The organism is Guyparkeria halophila, from assembly GCF_034479635.1.
Taxonomy (GTDB): Bacteria; Pseudomonadota; Gammaproteobacteria; order Halothiobacillales; family Halothiobacillaceae; genus Guyparkeria; species Guyparkeria halophila.
The window spans coordinates 2,337,404-2,352,387 of the sequence record NZ_CP140153.1; the positions used below are offsets into that span (position 1 = coordinate 2,337,404).

At 66.8% G+C, this 14,984-nt stretch carries 15 protein-coding genes and 4 tRNA genes; 2 read left to right on the forward strand and 17 right to left on the reverse strand.

Annotated features, from left to right (window positions below):
- Positions 1 to 8: 8 nt before the first annotated feature.
- The 7 genes from tuf to SR882_RS10780 form a co-directional block, all read right to left on the reverse strand.
- Complete coding sequence (tuf, locus tag SR882_RS10750; protein ID WP_322521227.1) at positions 9 to 1,199, reverse strand: elongation factor Tu; 1,191 nt, start codon at positions 1,197 to 1,199, stop codon at positions 9 to 11.
- A 37-nt stretch (positions 1,200 to 1,236) separates the two neighbouring features.
- Positions 1,237 to 1,312 (reverse strand) — tRNA-Thr (locus SR882_RS10755).
- Positions 1,313 to 1,424: 112 nt separating this feature from the next.
- A tRNA-Gly gene (locus SR882_RS10760) sits at positions 1,425 to 1,498 on the reverse strand.
- Positions 1,499 to 1,541: 43 nt separating this feature from the next.
- A tRNA-Tyr gene (locus SR882_RS10765) sits at positions 1,542 to 1,626 on the reverse strand.
- A 134-nt stretch (positions 1,627 to 1,760) separates the two neighbouring features.
- A tRNA-Thr gene (locus tag SR882_RS10770) sits at positions 1,761 to 1,836 on the reverse strand.
- Between the two features lie 65 nt (positions 1,837 to 1,901).
- On the reverse strand, positions 1,902 to 2,756 hold the full coding sequence (locus tag SR882_RS10775; protein WP_322521228.1) for a type III pantothenate kinase: 855 nt from the start codon (positions 2,754 to 2,756) through the stop codon (positions 1,902 to 1,904).
- Between the two features lie 24 nt (positions 2,757 to 2,780).
- Positions 2,781 to 3,608, reverse strand: coding sequence for a biotin--[acetyl-CoA-carboxylase] ligase (locus SR882_RS10780; protein WP_322521229.1), 828 nt, complete (start codon positions 3,606 to 3,608; stop codon positions 2,781 to 2,783).
- A gap of 217 nt (positions 3,609 to 3,825) precedes the next feature.
- Between SR882_RS10780 and SR882_RS10785 the strand changes: the two genes are divergently transcribed.
- Positions 3,826 to 4,581: a MotA/TolQ/ExbB proton channel family protein gene (locus tag SR882_RS10785; RefSeq protein WP_322521230.1), complete on the forward strand. Its 756-nt coding sequence runs from the start codon at positions 3,826 to 3,828 to the stop codon at positions 4,579 to 4,581.
- A gap of 3 nt (positions 4,582 to 4,584) precedes the next feature.
- The gene (locus SR882_RS10790) at positions 4,585 to 5,424 is read left to right on the forward strand and encodes a flagellar motor protein MotB (protein ID WP_322521231.1); all 840 of its coding nucleotides are present in this window, start codon (positions 4,585 to 4,587) and stop codon (positions 5,422 to 5,424) included.
- A gap of 4 nt (positions 5,425 to 5,428) precedes the next feature.
- On the opposite strand, the gene SR882_RS10795 is transcribed toward SR882_RS10790, so the two are convergent.
- The 10 genes from SR882_RS10795 to msrP all read right to left on the reverse strand — a co-directional run bounded on the left by SR882_RS10795 (position 5,429) and on the right by msrP (position 14,884).
- Positions 5,429 to 7,210: a M61 family metallopeptidase gene (locus tag SR882_RS10795; RefSeq protein ID WP_322521232.1), complete on the reverse strand. Its 1,782-nt coding sequence runs from the start codon at positions 7,208 to 7,210 to the stop codon at positions 5,429 to 5,431.
- Positions 7,210 to 7,776: an FKBP-type peptidyl-prolyl cis-trans isomerase gene (locus tag SR882_RS10800; protein WP_322521233.1), complete on the reverse strand. Its 567-nt coding sequence runs from the start codon at positions 7,774 to 7,776 to the stop codon at positions 7,210 to 7,212. The genes SR882_RS10795 and SR882_RS10800 overlap by 1 nt, the downstream gene beginning before the upstream one ends.
- 68 nt (positions 7,777 to 7,844) lie before the next feature.
- Positions 7,845 to 8,759 (reverse strand): AEC family transporter, encoded by a 915-nt coding sequence (locus SR882_RS10805; protein ID WP_322521234.1) that lies wholly within the window; start codon positions 8,757 to 8,759, stop codon positions 7,845 to 7,847.
- 37 nt (positions 8,760 to 8,796) lie between these two features.
- Positions 8,797 to 9,174, reverse strand: a complete 378-nt coding sequence (trxA, locus tag SR882_RS10810) for a thioredoxin (RefSeq protein WP_322521235.1) — start codon at positions 9,172 to 9,174, stop codon at positions 8,797 to 8,799.
- A gap of 224 nt (positions 9,175 to 9,398) precedes the next feature.
- Positions 9,399 to 10,028 (reverse strand): flavin prenyltransferase UbiX, encoded by a 630-nt coding sequence (locus SR882_RS10815; protein WP_322521236.1) that lies wholly within the window; start codon positions 10,026 to 10,028, stop codon positions 9,399 to 9,401.
- Entirely contained in the window at positions 10,025 to 11,389 is a 1,365-nt protein-coding gene (gene mpl / locus SR882_RS10820) for a UDP-N-acetylmuramate:L-alanyl-gamma-D-glutamyl-meso-diaminopimelate ligase (RefSeq protein WP_322521237.1), read from the reverse strand. The genes SR882_RS10815 and mpl overlap by 4 nt, the downstream gene beginning before the upstream one ends.
- The gene (locus SR882_RS10825) at positions 11,386 to 11,955 is read right to left on the reverse strand and encodes a hypothetical protein (RefSeq protein ID WP_322521238.1); all 570 of its coding nucleotides are present in this window, start codon (positions 11,953 to 11,955) and stop codon (positions 11,386 to 11,388) included. The genes mpl and SR882_RS10825 overlap by 4 nt, the downstream gene beginning before the upstream one ends.
- 157 nt (positions 11,956 to 12,112) lie before the next feature.
- Positions 12,113 to 13,243: an NAD(P)/FAD-dependent oxidoreductase gene (locus SR882_RS10830; protein ID WP_322521239.1), complete on the reverse strand. Its 1,131-nt coding sequence runs from the start codon at positions 13,241 to 13,243 to the stop codon at positions 12,113 to 12,115.
- Positions 13,244 to 13,319: 76 nt separating this feature from the next.
- On the reverse strand, positions 13,320 to 13,943 hold the full coding sequence (locus SR882_RS10835; protein WP_322521240.1) for a protein-methionine-sulfoxide reductase heme-binding subunit MsrQ: 624 nt from the start codon (positions 13,941 to 13,943) through the stop codon (positions 13,320 to 13,322).
- Positions 13,943 to 14,884 (reverse strand): protein-methionine-sulfoxide reductase catalytic subunit MsrP, encoded by a 942-nt coding sequence (gene msrP / locus SR882_RS10840; protein ID WP_322521241.1) that lies wholly within the window; start codon positions 14,882 to 14,884, stop codon positions 13,943 to 13,945. The genes SR882_RS10835 and msrP overlap by 1 nt, the downstream gene beginning before the upstream one ends.
- Between the last annotated feature and the right edge of the window lie 100 nt (positions 14,885 to 14,984).

Here is a 14,984-nt window from a genome sequence, read left to right on the forward strand (position 1 = left end):
GTTGCGGGTTACTCGACGATCTTGGAAACGACGCCGGCGCCGACGGTGCGGCCGCCTTCGCGGACAGCAAAGCGCAGACCTTCTTCCATCGCGATCGGCGCGATCAGCGTGACGGTCATCGCCACGTTGTCACCCGGCATGACCATCTCGGTGCCTTCCGGCAGCTCGCAAGCGCCAGTCACGTCGGTGGTACGGAAGTAGAACTGCGGACGGTAGCCGTTGAAGAACGGGGTGTGACGACCACCCTCTTCCTTCGACAGGACGTAGACCTCGGCCTCGAACTGGGTGTGCGGCTTGATCGAGCCCGGCTTACACAGCACCTGACCACGCTCGACGTCGTCACGCTTGGTGCCACGCAGCAGCACGCCGATGTTGTCGCCGGCCTGACCCTGGTCCAGCAGCTTGCGGAACATCTCGACACCGGTGACGGTGGTCTTGACGGTGTCCTTCAGACCGACGATCTCGATCTCTTCGCCGACCTTGACGATGCCGCGCTCGACACGACCGGTGACCACGGTGCCGCGACCGGAGATGGAGAATACGTCCTCGACCGGCATGATGAACGAACCGTCGATGGCCCGATCCGGCTCCGGGATGTAGTCGTCCATGGCTTCGACCAGCTTGACGATCGCCGGCGCGCCGATTTCGGAGGTGTCACCTTCCAGCGCCTTGAGGGCTGAACCGGTGATGATCGGGGTGTCGTCGCCCGGGAAGTCGTACTGGGAGAGCAGGTCGCGAACTTCCATCTCGACCAGTTCCAGCAGCTCCGGATCGTCGACCATGTCGGCCTTGTTCAGGAACACGACGATGAACGGAACGCCTACCTGACGCGAGAGCAGGATGTGCTCACGGGTCTGCGGCATCGGGCCGTCCGCGGCGGAAACCACCAGGATCGCGCCGTCCATCTGGGCGGCACCGGTGATCATGTTCTTGACGTAGTCGGCGTGACCCGGGCAGTCGACGTGAGCGTAGTGACGCTTGTCGGACTCGTACTCGACGTGCGAGGTCGAGATCGTGATGCCACGCGCCTTCTCTTCCGGCGCCTTGTCGATCTGGTCGAACGCCATGCCCTGGCCACCGTAGGTGGTGGACATCACGTGCGTGATCGCCGCGGTCAGCGTGGTCTTGCCGTGGTCAACGTGACCGATCGTGCCGACGTTTACGTGCGGCTTGCTACGTTCGAACTTTTCCTTAGACATCGCATCCTCCGCCAACCGGGACAAGCAAATGGGAATGTGGAGCTCATGACCGGATTTGAACCGGTGACCTCGTCCTTACCAAGGACGTGCTCTACCAACTGAGCTACATGAGCAAATATGAGTCGACGGCGTGCCGCCGACGCAATCTCTAGCAACAGATGCGACCCCGTGGAGGGTCGCGTCGGTCCGTTCCGGAACCGGGTCAGGCGACCCGGATCGCAGGACTGGAGCGGGCGATGGGAATCGAACCCACGTCATCAGCTTGGAAGGCTGAGGTTCTACCATTGAACTACGCCCGCAGACCGTTTGAATCCCGCAAGCGGTTGCGAGATTCGTCTTGTCTGGTGGTGGGGGCAGGATTCGAACCTGCGAAGGCTGAGCCGGCAGATTTACAGTCTGCTCCCGTTGACCGCTTGGGTACCCCACCCGGGAAGCGCGCCATTCTTCACAAAAAGGACCGGGCTGTCAACACCCGGTCCGCGGCTTGGACATCACGACAAGGGCGCGCATCGTGATGCCGGCCAACGCCCGCGAAACCGTGCTTCGCGAACGTCCTGCCTCTGGTGCCGGCTGTGGGACTCGAACTCACGACCTACCGCTTACAAGGCGGTTGCTCTACCAACTGAGCTAAGCCGGCAATGGGCGCGCATTTTACGCACACGGACACCCCTTTGCCAAGCCGACATGCCGCGAACGGCAGAGTTAGCGCCGGGCGCGCGCCAGCCGGACCACCCCGGAAAGCACCAGGTCGGCTTCAAGGCAGAGCTCGAAGGCCGGATCGATCAGGTCGACCAGCCGTTCGGCATCCCCGCCGGCAATCACGGCAAGTAGCGCCTCCTCGCCGGCAAGTCGCTCCTGCCAGACCGACAACATCTGATTGACACCGGCGGCAATCAGCCAGTGGCGACCCAGCTCGATCGCCGTCGCGGTATCGGCCGCCAGGCCCAGCCGCCGCGTCGCCTCGGGCACGGCCGCTGCCCCATCGCCCGGCTCGGCGGGGGCACCGTCGCGCCCCAGTGAGTCAATCGCCGGGTCCAGCGCGGGCGCGGCCGAGCGCAAGGCCTCCAGCTGGGCACGCCACCCCGGCAGGATCAGGCCACCGAGGTGCTGACCGTCGGCGGCGAGCACATCCAGGGTGATCGCGGTGCCGGCATTGATGATCGCCAGCGGCCGGTCGGGATAACGGGCCCGGGCCTCGATCATGGCGCAGAACCGGTCGATGCCCAGATCGGCGGGCGACTCGTAGGCAACCCGGACGTGACAGCACTTGCCGGGCACCTCGAGCCAGCGACACTCGGCCTGCGGGCAGACCTCGGCGATCGCGGTTCCCAACCAGTCGCGCCGACGCGGCTCGACCACCGTGGCCAGCACGACCTGCTTGGGCGAGCGCCCCTTCTCATCCACCAGCAAGGGCTCCAGGCGAGTCGCCAGCGCACCGATGGGATCGGACTCGTTGGCGGCCGGCCAGTCGATGACGACCGGCTCGACCGTCTTTTGGCTGCGGCGGGCAAGATGCGCCTTGATCCGGCTGTTGCCCGCATCGATGTAACAATTCACTGGGTCAGGCCTTCCTTATAACGTTCAGTATGAGTCGCGCCCGGCGCGCTCGGCGAGCACGCGCACCCGATCGTGCGCACCCGCCCGGATCACGCACCCATCGGACCGGGCGATCTCCAGGTCGCCATCGGGGCAGATCAATCCGGCGATACCGCTCTCGCCGATACCGTTGCCGCGTTCCACCACCACCGGCTTGCCAAAGCCATGATGTCGGCGCGACAAGTGGGCAAGCTCGCCCGGCCAGTCAGCGGGGCGCGACATCACGGTGACCGCCGCCTCAACCAGGGCGAGCGCGAGGGCGATGGAACTCCCCCGCCAGCCGTCGCCCGCCTCGCTGATGGCCGACGCCCGATAATCCGCATCCAGCGGGTCGGCGGGCTGGCGCCAGTTGATCCCGACCCCGGCCAGCCAGCGGAGTTCGCCGCCGAGGCGAGATCGCTCGATCATCAACCCACCCAACTTGCCTTCATTGAGATACAGGTCATTGGGCCACTTGACGGTCGCCGGCACGCCCTGTCCCCGCAGCACCCCGGCCAGCCGTCCGGCCAGCGCGAGCGCCGGCGGCGCGTCGGGCAATTCTGGACCGGCGGGCACAACCAGCGAGAACCAGAGACCATCGCCCGGCGCACTCAACCAGCGCGCCCCTCGCCGCCCAACCCCGGCGGTCTGCTCGGCTGCCACGACCACGGCCGGCCCACGCACGCCGCCATCGGCCGACTCCACCAGGGCGCGCACGCGGTCGTTGGTGGAATCGACGCGGGCCTGGGTGGCCATCATCCAGCCCTGGCGCGCGGCCAATCGCCGCAACTGCCGGGCGAGCGGGTCAAAATCGAGCGCGGCGTCGCGATGCATGACAGACCCCGGCGAAAAACGGGCGAGCGGATCGTGCCAGAGTATGGCAACGGATGGGCGGCGGATGGGCGCCGGACCGGCAATTGGCCGCCGGCACCCTCAAGTTTTGCGGAACGGGCCCGATTATACTGGCTCGGGCCGGCAGAACGAGTCCGCCCGTCCGATCGAATTCCTCCCGAACCAGACATCATTTCGGGACGAACAACTGAGGAGCCCCTTGGACAAAGCAACCATCATCGGCATCGTCGCGGCCCTGTCCGTCGTGATTCTCGCGATCGGCCTCGGGCAGTACCCGCTCGGTTTCATCAGCATTCCGGGCGCGCTGATCGTGATCGGCGGCACCCTGTCGATCACCCTGGCAATGATCACGTTCCGCCAGTTCGTCCAGTCGTTCGGCGTGATCAAGCAGGCCTTCATCGACCGTCAGCACAGCCTGACCGGGCTGATCGACGAGATCGAGGAACTGGCGCAGGTCGCGCGCCACGACGGCGCGCTGGCCCTTGAGGATCAGGAGATCAACCACCCCTTCATGGAAAAGGGGGTGCGCATGATCGTCGACGGCCAGCCGATGGAGGTAATCGAGCGCACCCTCGACCGCGACATCGAGCTCTCCGAGGAGCGCCACGACGGCGGGGTGCAGATGTTCAAGAGCATCTACGACGTTGCCCCGGCGATGGGGATGATCGGCACCCTGGTCGGGCTGGTGCAGATGCTCAGCTCACTAGACGATCCGTCGAGCATCGGGCCGGCGATGGCCACCGCCCTGCTGACCACCTTCTACGGCGCGCTGATCGCGCAGGCGATCGCCCTGCCCATCATGACCAAGCTGCAGATGCGCGCCACGCAGGAATCGCGCGAGCAGCGCCTGATTCTCGAAGGCATTCGTGGCATCCAGGACGGCATCAACCCGCGCATCCTGCGCGGCCTGCTGGAGACGTTTCTGCCCAGCCGCGAGCGCCAGGAGGACGACTGATCCATGGCACGCGCGCGGCGACGCAAGGTGGGGAGTTCCGGCGGCTGGCTGACCACCTACGCCGACATGGTCACGCTGCTGCTGACTTTCTTCGTGTTGATGCTGTCGATCTCGGTGGTCGACGTCGAGCGTTACAAGGCGGTCGCCGAGACCCTGCGCTCCTCCTTCGGCAGTCTGCCGACCGAGAACACCGCCGCCCCCGGAGAATCCGTGGTGGAACTGGCACCGGGGGCCGCCGATCCCGACAGCACGATCGAGGGACCACCACCGACCCAGCTGATCGAACTCCAAGCACCGCCCACGGCGGACAGTCGGGAAGACAGCGCCCGCGCGCTCGAGGATCTGCGGCGCGCCCAGCTCGAGGAACGCGCGGCCGAACTGCGCTCGACCATGGATGACGCCATCGCCGCCGGCGATATCGAGATCGAGACCACCGACGACACGGTCATCATCCGCATCAAGGAAAACGCCTCCTTCCCCTCGGGCAGCGCCAACATGCAGCGGGCCTTCGAGCCCGTGGTCGACCGGATCGCCGATGACCTGAGCAACAGCGATGACCGCATCGTGGTCACCGGCTATACCGATGACGTACCGATCAGTTCGGGACGCTTCCGCTCCAACTGGGATCTCTCCGCCGCCCGGGCGGTCAGCGTGCTGATGTCGCTACGCGATCAAGGCATCGACGCCGACCGCCTCTCGGCCCGCGGCATGGGAGAGAACAACCCCATCGCACCCAACGACAGTGAGGCCAATCGCGCGCTCAACCGCCGGGTCGAGATCGCCCTGATCCCGACGTGGGCGGATGTCGACAAGCCTCAGCTCGACGGCCAGCCGATCGACTAGAAAATCAATGTGGCGCCAGCCACTCGGCGAAACGCGCCTCGGTCTTGATGTCCCCCGCCGCGCGCTGCAGGCGGTGCTGGTTGAGGCACTCCGGCGCCAACGTCAGCGCCATCTCCAACAACCGCCCCTGACGGAAGACATGCAGGGCGAGCCGATCGCCGGCGCGATGCCGGGCAATCCGCTCGCCCCAGTTGCCGCCGTTGACGGCGAAACCGTCGATCGCAATGATGCGATCGTCGACCGCCAGGCCCGCCGCCGCGCCGGGGCGATCCTCGAACACCAGCGCCACGCGGGCAGCCTGCGGATCACGCTCGTCGACGCGCATGCCGGCGTCGGGCCCGCCCTGCTCGGCGCGCGGCAGCATGGCCACGCCGAAGCGCGCCAGCAGCCCGGCGACATCGAGCGTCTCGGTCGAGCGCAGCGCGCGATCGAAGAATTCGCCCATCGGTTCGCCCATCGCCGACTCGATCAGCGCCTCGACCTGCTCGCCCTCGAGCAGCGGCCGCTCGCCGTGGTGTTCCCACAGGCGGCGCATCACGTCCATCAGGCTCGCGCCGCGCTCGCGCAGCATCAGGTCGAGCATCAGCGCCACGATCGCGCCGCGGGTGTAGTAGCTGACGATCGCATTCACCGCGTTGGCATCCTGCTGGTAGAAGCGCGTCCAGGCGTAGAAGCTCGATTCCTCCAGCGTCTGGCGCGACCAGCCCTTGCCGCGCATGGCGCGGTTGATGGTTTCCTCGAGCGCGGCGAGGTACTGGGTCTCGTCGATCAGACCGGCGTGGCGCACCAGCCAGTCGTCGAAATAACTGGTAAAGCCCTCGAACACCCACAGCAGACGCGTGGTCGCCGGGCGGTCGAGCGGCAGGCCGGCGAAGGCCGCCGGGCGGATCCGCTTGACGTTCCAGTTGTGGAAATATTCGTGGGCACACAGGCTCAGGAAACGCTGGTACTCCTTGCTCACCCCGCCAGCCGTCACGGAGGGCAGGTAGGCGCGCGGGAAGATCAGCGCGGTGGAGTCGCGGTGCTCCAGACCGCCAAAGCCGGACTCGTCCAAGGCGACCAGGAAGAGGTATTCGTCGAACGGCGCGCCGTCGAACAGCTCGATCTCGGTCTCGCAGATGCGCGCGACATCGCTGGCGATCCGGTCAAAATCGGTTTCGGGCAGGGCGTTGGTGAACACCATCCGATGCAGCACGCCGCCGGCGGTGAACTGACGCTCGACGAAATCGGCGATCTCGACCGGGTGGTCGATCAGGGCCTCGTAACCGGCGGCGGCGAAGTCACCGAAGCCCCGCTCGTCGACGGCAATAGCCGGCAGCGTGGTCGCCACGCGCCACTCGTCGGGCAGCATCTGGCCGTCGATCACCACTTCGTGGCGCGCCTGCTCGGCCCCGTGCACCCGCAGGAAGACGCTGGTGCCGTTGAAGAAGACGTGGCTCGAATCGACGTGCGCGCTGCGCACCGAGAAGTCGGCGCAGTAGACCCGGTAGTGAACCGCCACCGGCTCGTCGTGGGCGGCCAGGTCCCAGGTCTGCTGGTCGACCGGGGTGATCGCCACCCGCCGACCGCGGGCGTCCTCGGCATGCTTGCCCACCAGGTGGCGGGCAAAATCGCGCACCAGGTAGCTGCCCGGAATCCACGCCGGCAGGCTGAGCCGATAGCCCGATGATGAGGCCGGCAGCCGCAGGGTCACGTCGAGATAACGGCTGTGGTGGCCGGAAAACTCGATGCGATAGAACGGTTCGATGCGGGCGGTGGCTTGGGAGACGGCGGCGGACTGGCTCATCAGGACTCCTGGCTCGACGCTTCGCCCGGCAGGTCGGGCACCGAGGAATCCTTGGTCATCAGGTGATGGCCACCCGGATGGACGCGACCGTGCTTGATCTCGTCGGGATGCGCGTCGCGCACCAGGCCGATGCGCGCGGCAAAGTGCAGCCGAAAACCGGCCAGCGGGTGATTGAGATCGACCTTGACCGTCCGGTCACCGACCTCGAGGATCAGCATCTCGATGCGCCCCTCGGGGCCGTGGGCCTCGACCATATTGCCCGGGGCAAGCTCCGCCTGCGCCTCGATGCGTTCGCGCGGCACCTCGATCACGCCTTCGTCGTCGTGCAGACCGTAGGCCTGTTCCGGTTCGACGGTCACCTCGATCTCGTCGCCCTCGGCGCGCCCCTCGAGCTCGGCCTCCAGCCCCGGAATCAGGTTGCCGTGACCGTGGATGTATTCGAAGCCGTCGACGCGCGTGTCGGCGAGAACCGCGCCGTCGTCGTCACGCATCACGTGGAAGACACGCACGACCTTGTCCTTCCCGACCGGCATGGTCGCGCCCTCGCTATGTTGGGTCTCACTCATCTCTAATCGTCCTCTTTAAGCAACCTCTGCACGAATGGCATGCCACTCGTGCAGAGGTTCCTTAGGTTTCAGATCGCCACACCATGCCAGAACGGCAGCGTCAGCAGCGCCAGCAGGGTCGAGGCGCTTGCCGTGGTCGCGTACAGACCGGTGTCGAGACCGAAGCGGTCGCAGAGCACCAGCCCGAGCACCATCACCGGCATCGCCCCTTCCAGCACCACCGCCGTGAGCGTCTGCCCGCTGGTGCCGACCATCAGCGCAAAGCCCAGCGCGAGCAAGGGCATCCACAACAGCTGGATCGCGATCGCCGGGCTGACGGTCAACAGCTGCCGTCCGGTCAATGTCTCCAGCCGCAGGCTCATGCCCAGCGCGACCAGCATGATCGGCACCACGGCCGCGCCGAGACGGTCGAGCCACTCGGCCGCCCAGTCCGGCTGCCCCACCCCGGCGAGGTTCAACCCGGCCCCGGCGACCGCCGCCCACAGCGGTGGCACCTTGAGCAGGGTCTTGAGCGGGTGCACCTCCTCCTCGCTGTCACCGAAGCGCGCGGCAAGGAGAATCCCCACCGACAGCAGCAGCGGCGTGCAGGCGAACAGGTCGTACTGAATGGCCACCGCCTGCCCGGCATCGCCGAACAGGCTATCGAGCAGCGGCAGCCCCATGTAGGTCGCGTTGGGGAAGCTGGCCGCCAGCAACAGCGCACCGAACTGCGGCCGGCTCAACGGCATCAGCCGCCCGACGGCGTACATCAACGCCAGCGAGCCGATCACGGCCACGGCAGCCGTGCCGGCGATCCGCAGCGTGTCCACGCCCATCGGCGCACGCCACAATACCGCGAACACCAGTGCCGGCAGGAACAGGTAGTAGACCGACGAGGTCAGCGCACCGCGCGCCCGATCGGCCGTCCACCCACCCAGCGGCAGGTAGCGCCAGATGTGGCCCAGCGCGATGGTGCCGGCCATCTGCAGGATGACCGAGATCACAGGCGCAACGCTGCCGCGTGGCGGTCAATCGTTCGGATCACTGCTCCTTGGACTCCGCTTCGGCCTTCTCGACCTCGGCGCGCACCTCGTCCATGTCCAGGTCCTTGACCTTGGTGATCAGCTCGTCGAGGGCATTGCGCGGCAGGGCGCCGGCCTGGTTGAACAGCAGGATCTGCTCGCGAAACACCATCAGGGTCGGGATCGAACGGATCTGGAAATGCCCGGCGATCGCCTGCTCTTCCTCGGTGTTGACCTTGGCGAAACCCACCTCGGGGTTGGCCTCGGCGGCCTGCTCGAAGATCGGGCCGAAGGACTGGCAGGGGCCGCACCAGGGTGCCCAGAAATCCAGCAGCAGGATGTCGTTGTCCTTGAGAAGGCCTTCGAGGTTGTCCGCGGTCGCGGTCTGAACGGTCATAAAGACACCTTTGGATCATGCCGGCCCGTGGGCCGGCCGCATGTCGACCCGGCTACACCGGGTCACGAAAACGGGCTACCCCGATCGCCGGGCCCTCGCTGGGTCCTGGCGCCCGGGATCGAATCGCCCGAGGTAAGGGCACACTCGGAGAATTCAACCCGAGCAATCCGAGTAATCCGGGAAACCAGGGCAATCCGCAATCAGAGCGCGCACGACGCTGCCGATCACTCGCCATCCCGCTCGCCCCAGCGGGCATGCAAGTCGTGCGGCACATCGATCTGGTCGAGGATGCGCGCGACAGTGAAATCGATCAGGTCCTGGATCGTCTGCGGGCGATGGTAGAAGGCCGGCGACGGCGGCAGGATCACCACGCCCAGCTCGGCCAGCCGTGTCATCTGCCCCAGCGCGATCGCGGTGAGCGGCGCCTCGCGCGGGACAATCACCAGATCGCGGCGCTCCTTGAGACAGACATCGGCGGTCCGCTCGATCAGGGAATCCGACAGGCCGTTGGCGATCGCGCCGAGCGTGCCGGTGGTGCAGGGGCAGACCACCATGGCATCCGGCGGGTTGGAGCCGGAGGCAAACGGCGCGGTCCAGTCCTGGCGAGCAAAGCCCCTCACCTGCCCCTCGGCGGCGCCAAACCGCCCACCCAGTTCGGCGGCCAGCGCATCGTGACGGGCCGGGAACGGCTCGTCGAGCTCCAGCGCCGCCACCGCATGGGCCGCTTTGGAGGCGATCAGGCTCACCCGGCAGTTCGCCGCGATCAGGCATTCGAGCAGGCGCAGCGCGTAGGGCAGCCCCGAGGCGCCGGTCATCGCCAGGACGACGTGCTCGGTCTCGACGCGACGCCTCATGCCTTCACCTCGCGCAGCGAGTCGACCAACCTGGCCGGAAAGCCACCGAAACCGCCATTGCTCATCGAGACCACCCAGTCGCCCTCGCGGCAGTCGGCTATCACGGTCGCGAGCAGCTGGTCGACCGACTCGGCCACGGCCAGTCGCTCGCCCAGAGCGGCGAGCGCGATTGTCGGATCAAAGGCGAGATCGCCCGGCGCGTGCACGACCACCCGATCGGCGGCCGACAGGGCACCGGCCAGCCGGCCGGCATGCACGCCGGCACGCATGGTGTTCGAGCGCGGATCGAGCACGGCAACCAGCCGGGCCTCGGCCGGCATCTGCTCGCGCACGGCGGCGAGCGTCGCCTCGATGGCGGTCGGGTGGTGGGCGAAATCGTCGATCACACGCACCCCGCCGGCCTCGCCCTTGAGCTCGAGGCGTCGAGCCACTCCGCCGAAATCCGCCAGCGCCGCCAGGCCCTCCGTGGCCGGCACCCCGGCAAAGCGGGCCAGCGCCACCGCGGCCATCGCGTTGCGGCGGTTATGCGCCCCCTGGATGGAGTCCGGCAGGTAGCCGACCGGCTCGCCCTCGCAGAACAGCTCACCATGAGCCTGCCACCAGTCGGCACCGGCGGTCGGCTGCTCGGCCAGGCGCTCGACCGGCGACCAGACACCCGTGGCCAGCACGCGGTCGATCGCCGGCTCGTCGAGCGGGGCGATCACCTTGCCCTGCCCCGGCACCAGCCTGAGAAGATGCGCGAACTGGCGCTCGATCGCGGCCAGGTCATCGAAGATGTCGGCGTGATCGAACTCGAGGTTATTGATCACCAGGCCCCGCGGGCGGTAATGCAGGAACTTCGAGCGCTTGTCGAAAAAGGCCGTGTCGTACTCGTCGGCCTCGATGACGAAAAACGGCGTCTCGCCCAGGCGGGCGCTGACGCCGAAACCACCCGGCACCCCACCGATCAGGAACCCCGGCGCCATGCCGACCGCATCGAGGATGTGCGCGACCATCGAACTGGTGGTGGTCTTGCCGTGAGTACCGGAGACGGCGAGCACGAACCGCTGGAAGAGCACTTCCTCCCCCAGCCATTGCGGCCCGGACCGAAAGCGATAGAAGCCATTGAGCAACTGGTCGATCACCGGCATGTCACGGCGCATCACGTTGCCGACGATGATCTCGGCATCGTTCGGCAGCGGCGCGTCCATGTCGGTCTCCACGACGATGCCCGCCGCGGCGAGCTGGTCGCTCATCGGCGGGTAGATGGCATGGTCGCGCCCGGAGACCTGGTAACCCATCTCGCGAGCCAGCAAGGCCAGCGAGCCCATGAAGGTGCCGGCGATGCCGAGGATGTGGAGTTTCTGCGTGGGCGCGGTCATGTCGGCAACCCCGTCTCGCCCGGAAGCAACTGCACCGCGAGGGTCATGTAGACCAGCGAGCTGAGGATGAAGTAACCCAGGGCGCTGAGCACGCCGATGGCTGCGCCAAAGTCGAGTGTGCGCCGGTAGATCTGCCCCAGCACCACCAGGTTCCAGGCGAACAGCGCGATCATCAGCACCGACCAGAGACCGACCTGCCCATCGATATTTTCCCCTTCCAGGCCGGTCGGCTGCATCACGACCAGCGGCCAGGCCACCAGCCCCAGCATGGCCGTCGCGCCGAACAGGGCGGTCAGCATCTGCGGGATGCGCGCACGATGACCACGCAGGACCGCCAGCCCGGCCGAATAGCCGACCAGCACCAGCGCATCCGCGGCCAGCAGCATCAGCCCCGCGCCCAGGCCATTACCGCCGATGCCGCTCTCGCCGGTCACCGCGAAATCCAACAAGACCCCGACGACGACATAAAAGCCCACCGCAATCAGCAGGGGCTGCTGGCCGGCGGGCATGTCCTCGGGACCGGCCCGCAGGAACAACAATTGGAAGAAAAGACGGATCAGAGACAACTCGGCACACCCGTTGAACGTGGCTCGGCCGACAGGCGGCCCGAAAAAAGACGGCAGCAAGCCTAGCGCAAAACCCGCCCCGTCGTCTGCGCCCCGTCCGATCAGGAACCTCTGCACTATCGAATCGTGCAGAGGTTCCCTAAGGAAAGTCTGTCACTCAGCGACGCAGGTCGCGCAGGTACCACCACTCGAAGAAACGCTTGGCCCAGTGCAGCAGACGACACGGCGGGGTGACGAACTGGCGTTTCTCGTTGCGGAACACCAGCGTGGCCCGATCGAGCATGTCCATCACGCAGACCAGTTCCCACTTGAAGGTCCGGTCGGCCGGCTGGCCGTCGATCTCGGCGACCAGGTTCTCGGCGGCGGCCGCGGCCTGCAGGTCGGCCATGTGCGCCTGCTTGGGCGCCCAGTCCGGGGCGGGGTAGCTGCCGGAATCGCCGGCAACGTAGACCTTGTCGGCGCCCTTGACCCGCGCATGCTCGTCGGCCTCGATCATGCCGCCGGGCGAGGTCGGGAACGGGGCGTTCTCGAGCCAGGCCGGCCCGGTCATGCCGGGCATGAACAGGATCAGGTCGGCCGCGAACTCGCCCTTTTCGGTAATCACGCGGTCGGCCTCGAAACGCTGCGGCTTGGCGCCGATATGCGTCTCGATGTCGAACTTCTTCATCCGGTCGAGCAGCCGGTCGACCGCCGACTCGCCCAGCCGGTTGCCCGGGCGCGGGGAGGGGTTGAAGAACACCAGCTTGAACTGCTCGCGCCGCCCCTGCTGGCGCAGCAGGCGATCGATGCCGAACAGCAATTCGAACATCGGTCCGCCACGCACGGCCGCCGGCTCCTTGGGGTTGCCGCCAAAGCCGATCGCGATGGTGCCGCCCCGCATCTCGTGGAGCCGGTCGTGGATCGCCTCGGCGGCATCGATGCCCTCGCAGAGCGTGATCGCGTGCTCGATGCCGGGCAGCTTCTTGAGGAAGCGACCGCCGCTGGCGACGACCAGGCCGTCGTTCTCGACCTCGCCGTTGTCGGTGATCACCCGACGGCCATCGTCGCTGACACCGGTCACGCGCCCGGCATGGAAGCGCACGTCGAGGCGCTCGAGCAGCGGGCGGATATCGAACAGGATGTCCTCGCGCCGCCGCAGCCCGGCCGGCACCCAGATCAGGCTGGGGTAGTACTGGAAGGTGGGTTCGGGCGCAATCAGGGTGATCTCCGCCTGCGGACGCAACCGCCGCAGGCGACGGATTGCCGTCAGGGCACCAAAGCCCGCGCCGATGACCGAAAGTCTCATCATGTGCCTCCAAAGCCGGGTCAGTCGTTCAAAGCAACACCTTATCTTGGCATAAGGTATTTCTAATACTCAATCCAACTCAGGCCCGTCGCGATGACCGCCTCCTGTCCGACAGCCATCGAGTCAGCGGGCGGGCCAGAAACAGCGACAGCAACACCAGGGCCAGGATGATGGGCGTACGCGTGTCAAACTTCACCGACAGGAAGTAGTGCAGCACGACCAGCGCGGTGGCCGGGTAGACCAAGCGATGGACGGTCTTCCAGCGGCGACCCAGTCGGCGCATCCAGCCGGGCGTGGAGGTGACTGCCAGCGACAGCAGCATCAGGAAGGCGATCGCGCCAAAGGTGATGTGCTCGCGCTCGAGCACGTCTTCCCAGATCGCGGCCAGGTCGAGCTGGCGATCGACGGCCAACCAGAGCAGGACATGCAGGCTGGCGAAGAAAAAGGCGTACAGCCCGACCATGCGCCGGTAGTCGATCAGCCCGACCCGCGGCAACAGGCGCTGGAGCGGGGTGATCGCCAGACCGATCAACAACAGGTAGAGCGCGGTGTCGCCCAGAAAACGCAGGCTGTCGACCACCGGCTCGTAGCCGAGCTGGTGGGTGGGGATCGCCCAGGCGAGATAGATCAACGGGGCCAGCTGGGCGAGGAAGATCAGCCACCACGCCGGGCGATTGGCCAACCAGGGGCGACGCGCTGCCATCAGTAGTGTTTCTTGAGGTCCATGCCCTGGTAGAGGTGGGCGACCTCCTCGGCGTAACCGTTGAACATCAGCGTGTCGCGGCGCCCCCATTCGCCGATGCGCCGCTCGGTCGCCTGGGACCAGCGCGGATGATCGACGTTGGGGTTCACGTTGGCGTAAAAGCCGTATTCGCGCGGCGCGGCGGCCATCCAGCTGGAGGTGGGCTCCTCGCGCACCAGGCTGATGCGCACCAATGACTTGCCGCCCTTGAAGCCGTATTTCCAGGGCACGACCAGTCGCACTGGCGCGCCGTTCTGCGGCGTCAGTGTCTCGCCATAGAGTCCGGTCGCGAGCAGCGTGAGCGGATGCATCGCCTCGTCGAGACGCAGTCCTTCCACGTAGGGCCACTCGAGGACCGAGCGCGTCTGTCCCGGTAGCGGATGCTCGGGTCGGTAGACCGTCTCGAAGCGCACGAACCGGGCGTCGCTGGTCGGCTCGACCCGATCAAGCAACGCCTTCAACGGCACGCCCTCCCAGGGAATCACCATCGACCAGCCTTCGACGCAGCGCATGCGGTAGATGCGCTCCACGGGCGAGGCCAGTGCGGTCAGGTCATCTAGGCTGAAACGCCCAGGGCGGGCCACTTCGCCGTCGACCTCGAACTCCCACGGCGAAAGCCGGTCGATCAGGGCAGCCAGGGCATCGGCGTTGCGCGCGGGATCGGTCTTGCCCGTGCCGAGCTCGTAGTAGTTGTTGTAGCCGGTGACCGCCTCACGCTCGGTGAGCTGCTCGGAGAGCGGCTTGCCCTCGTCGGCGCGGCCGCAGCCGGGCAGCGCCAACGCCGCCCCGGCACCGAACACCGAGCGAAGGAAGGTGCGCCGTGCCTGACGGTCGGTGGCCAGTTTCGGATCGGTGACTTCCCATTCACCGGGTTCATGGGGCGATCGGATACGGTGACGCATGACAGACCTCGGTAACAAACGGAGCGCCAAGGCGAATGCCGATGAGGGCATCGGACAGGTAGAATTCGCCGCGCAGAGGTTGCTAAGAGTATCGACGTTA

Excerpts from the sequence above, each read along its gene's own strand:
- trxA (WP_322521235.1), bottom strand. The coding sequence starts at position 9,174 with ATGACCGTTCAGACCGCGACCGCGGACAACCTCGAAGGCCTTCTCAAG.
- SR882_RS10800 (WP_322521233.1), bottom strand. The coding sequence starts at position 7,776 with ATGAGTGAGACCCAACATAGCGAGGGCGCGACCATGCCGGTCGGGAAG.
- msrP (WP_322521241.1), bottom strand. The coding sequence starts at position 14,884 with ATGCGTCACCGTATCCGATCGCCCCATGAACCCGGTGAATGGGAAGTC.
- SR882_RS10835 (WP_322521240.1), bottom strand. The coding sequence starts at position 13,943 with ATGGCAGCGCGTCGCCCCTGGTTGGCCAATCGCCCGGCGTGGTGGCTG.
- mpl (WP_322521237.1), bottom strand. The coding sequence starts at position 11,389 with ATGACCGCGCCCACGCAGAAACTCCACATCCTCGGCATCGCCGGCACC.
- SR882_RS10790 (WP_322521231.1), top strand. The coding sequence starts at position 4,585 with ATGGCACGCGCGCGGCGACGCAAGGTGGGGAGTTCCGGCGGCTGGCTG.
- SR882_RS10830 (WP_322521239.1), bottom strand. The coding sequence starts at position 13,243 with ATGATGAGACTTTCGGTCATCGGCGCGGGCTTTGGTGCCCTGACGGCA.
- tuf (WP_322521227.1), bottom strand. The coding sequence starts at position 1,199 with ATGTCTAAGGAAAAGTTCGAACGTAGCAAGCCGCACGTAAACGTCGGC.
- SR882_RS10795 (WP_322521232.1), bottom strand. The coding sequence starts at position 7,210 with ATGAGCCAGTCCGCCGCCGTCTCCCAAGCCACCGCCCGCATCGAACCG.
- SR882_RS10815 (WP_322521236.1), bottom strand. The coding sequence starts at position 10,028 with ATGAGGCGTCGCGTCGAGACCGAGCACGTCGTCCTGGCGATGACCGGC.
- SR882_RS10780 (WP_322521229.1), bottom strand. The coding sequence starts at position 3,608 with ATGCATCGCGACGCCGCGCTCGATTTTGACCCGCTCGCCCGGCAGTTG.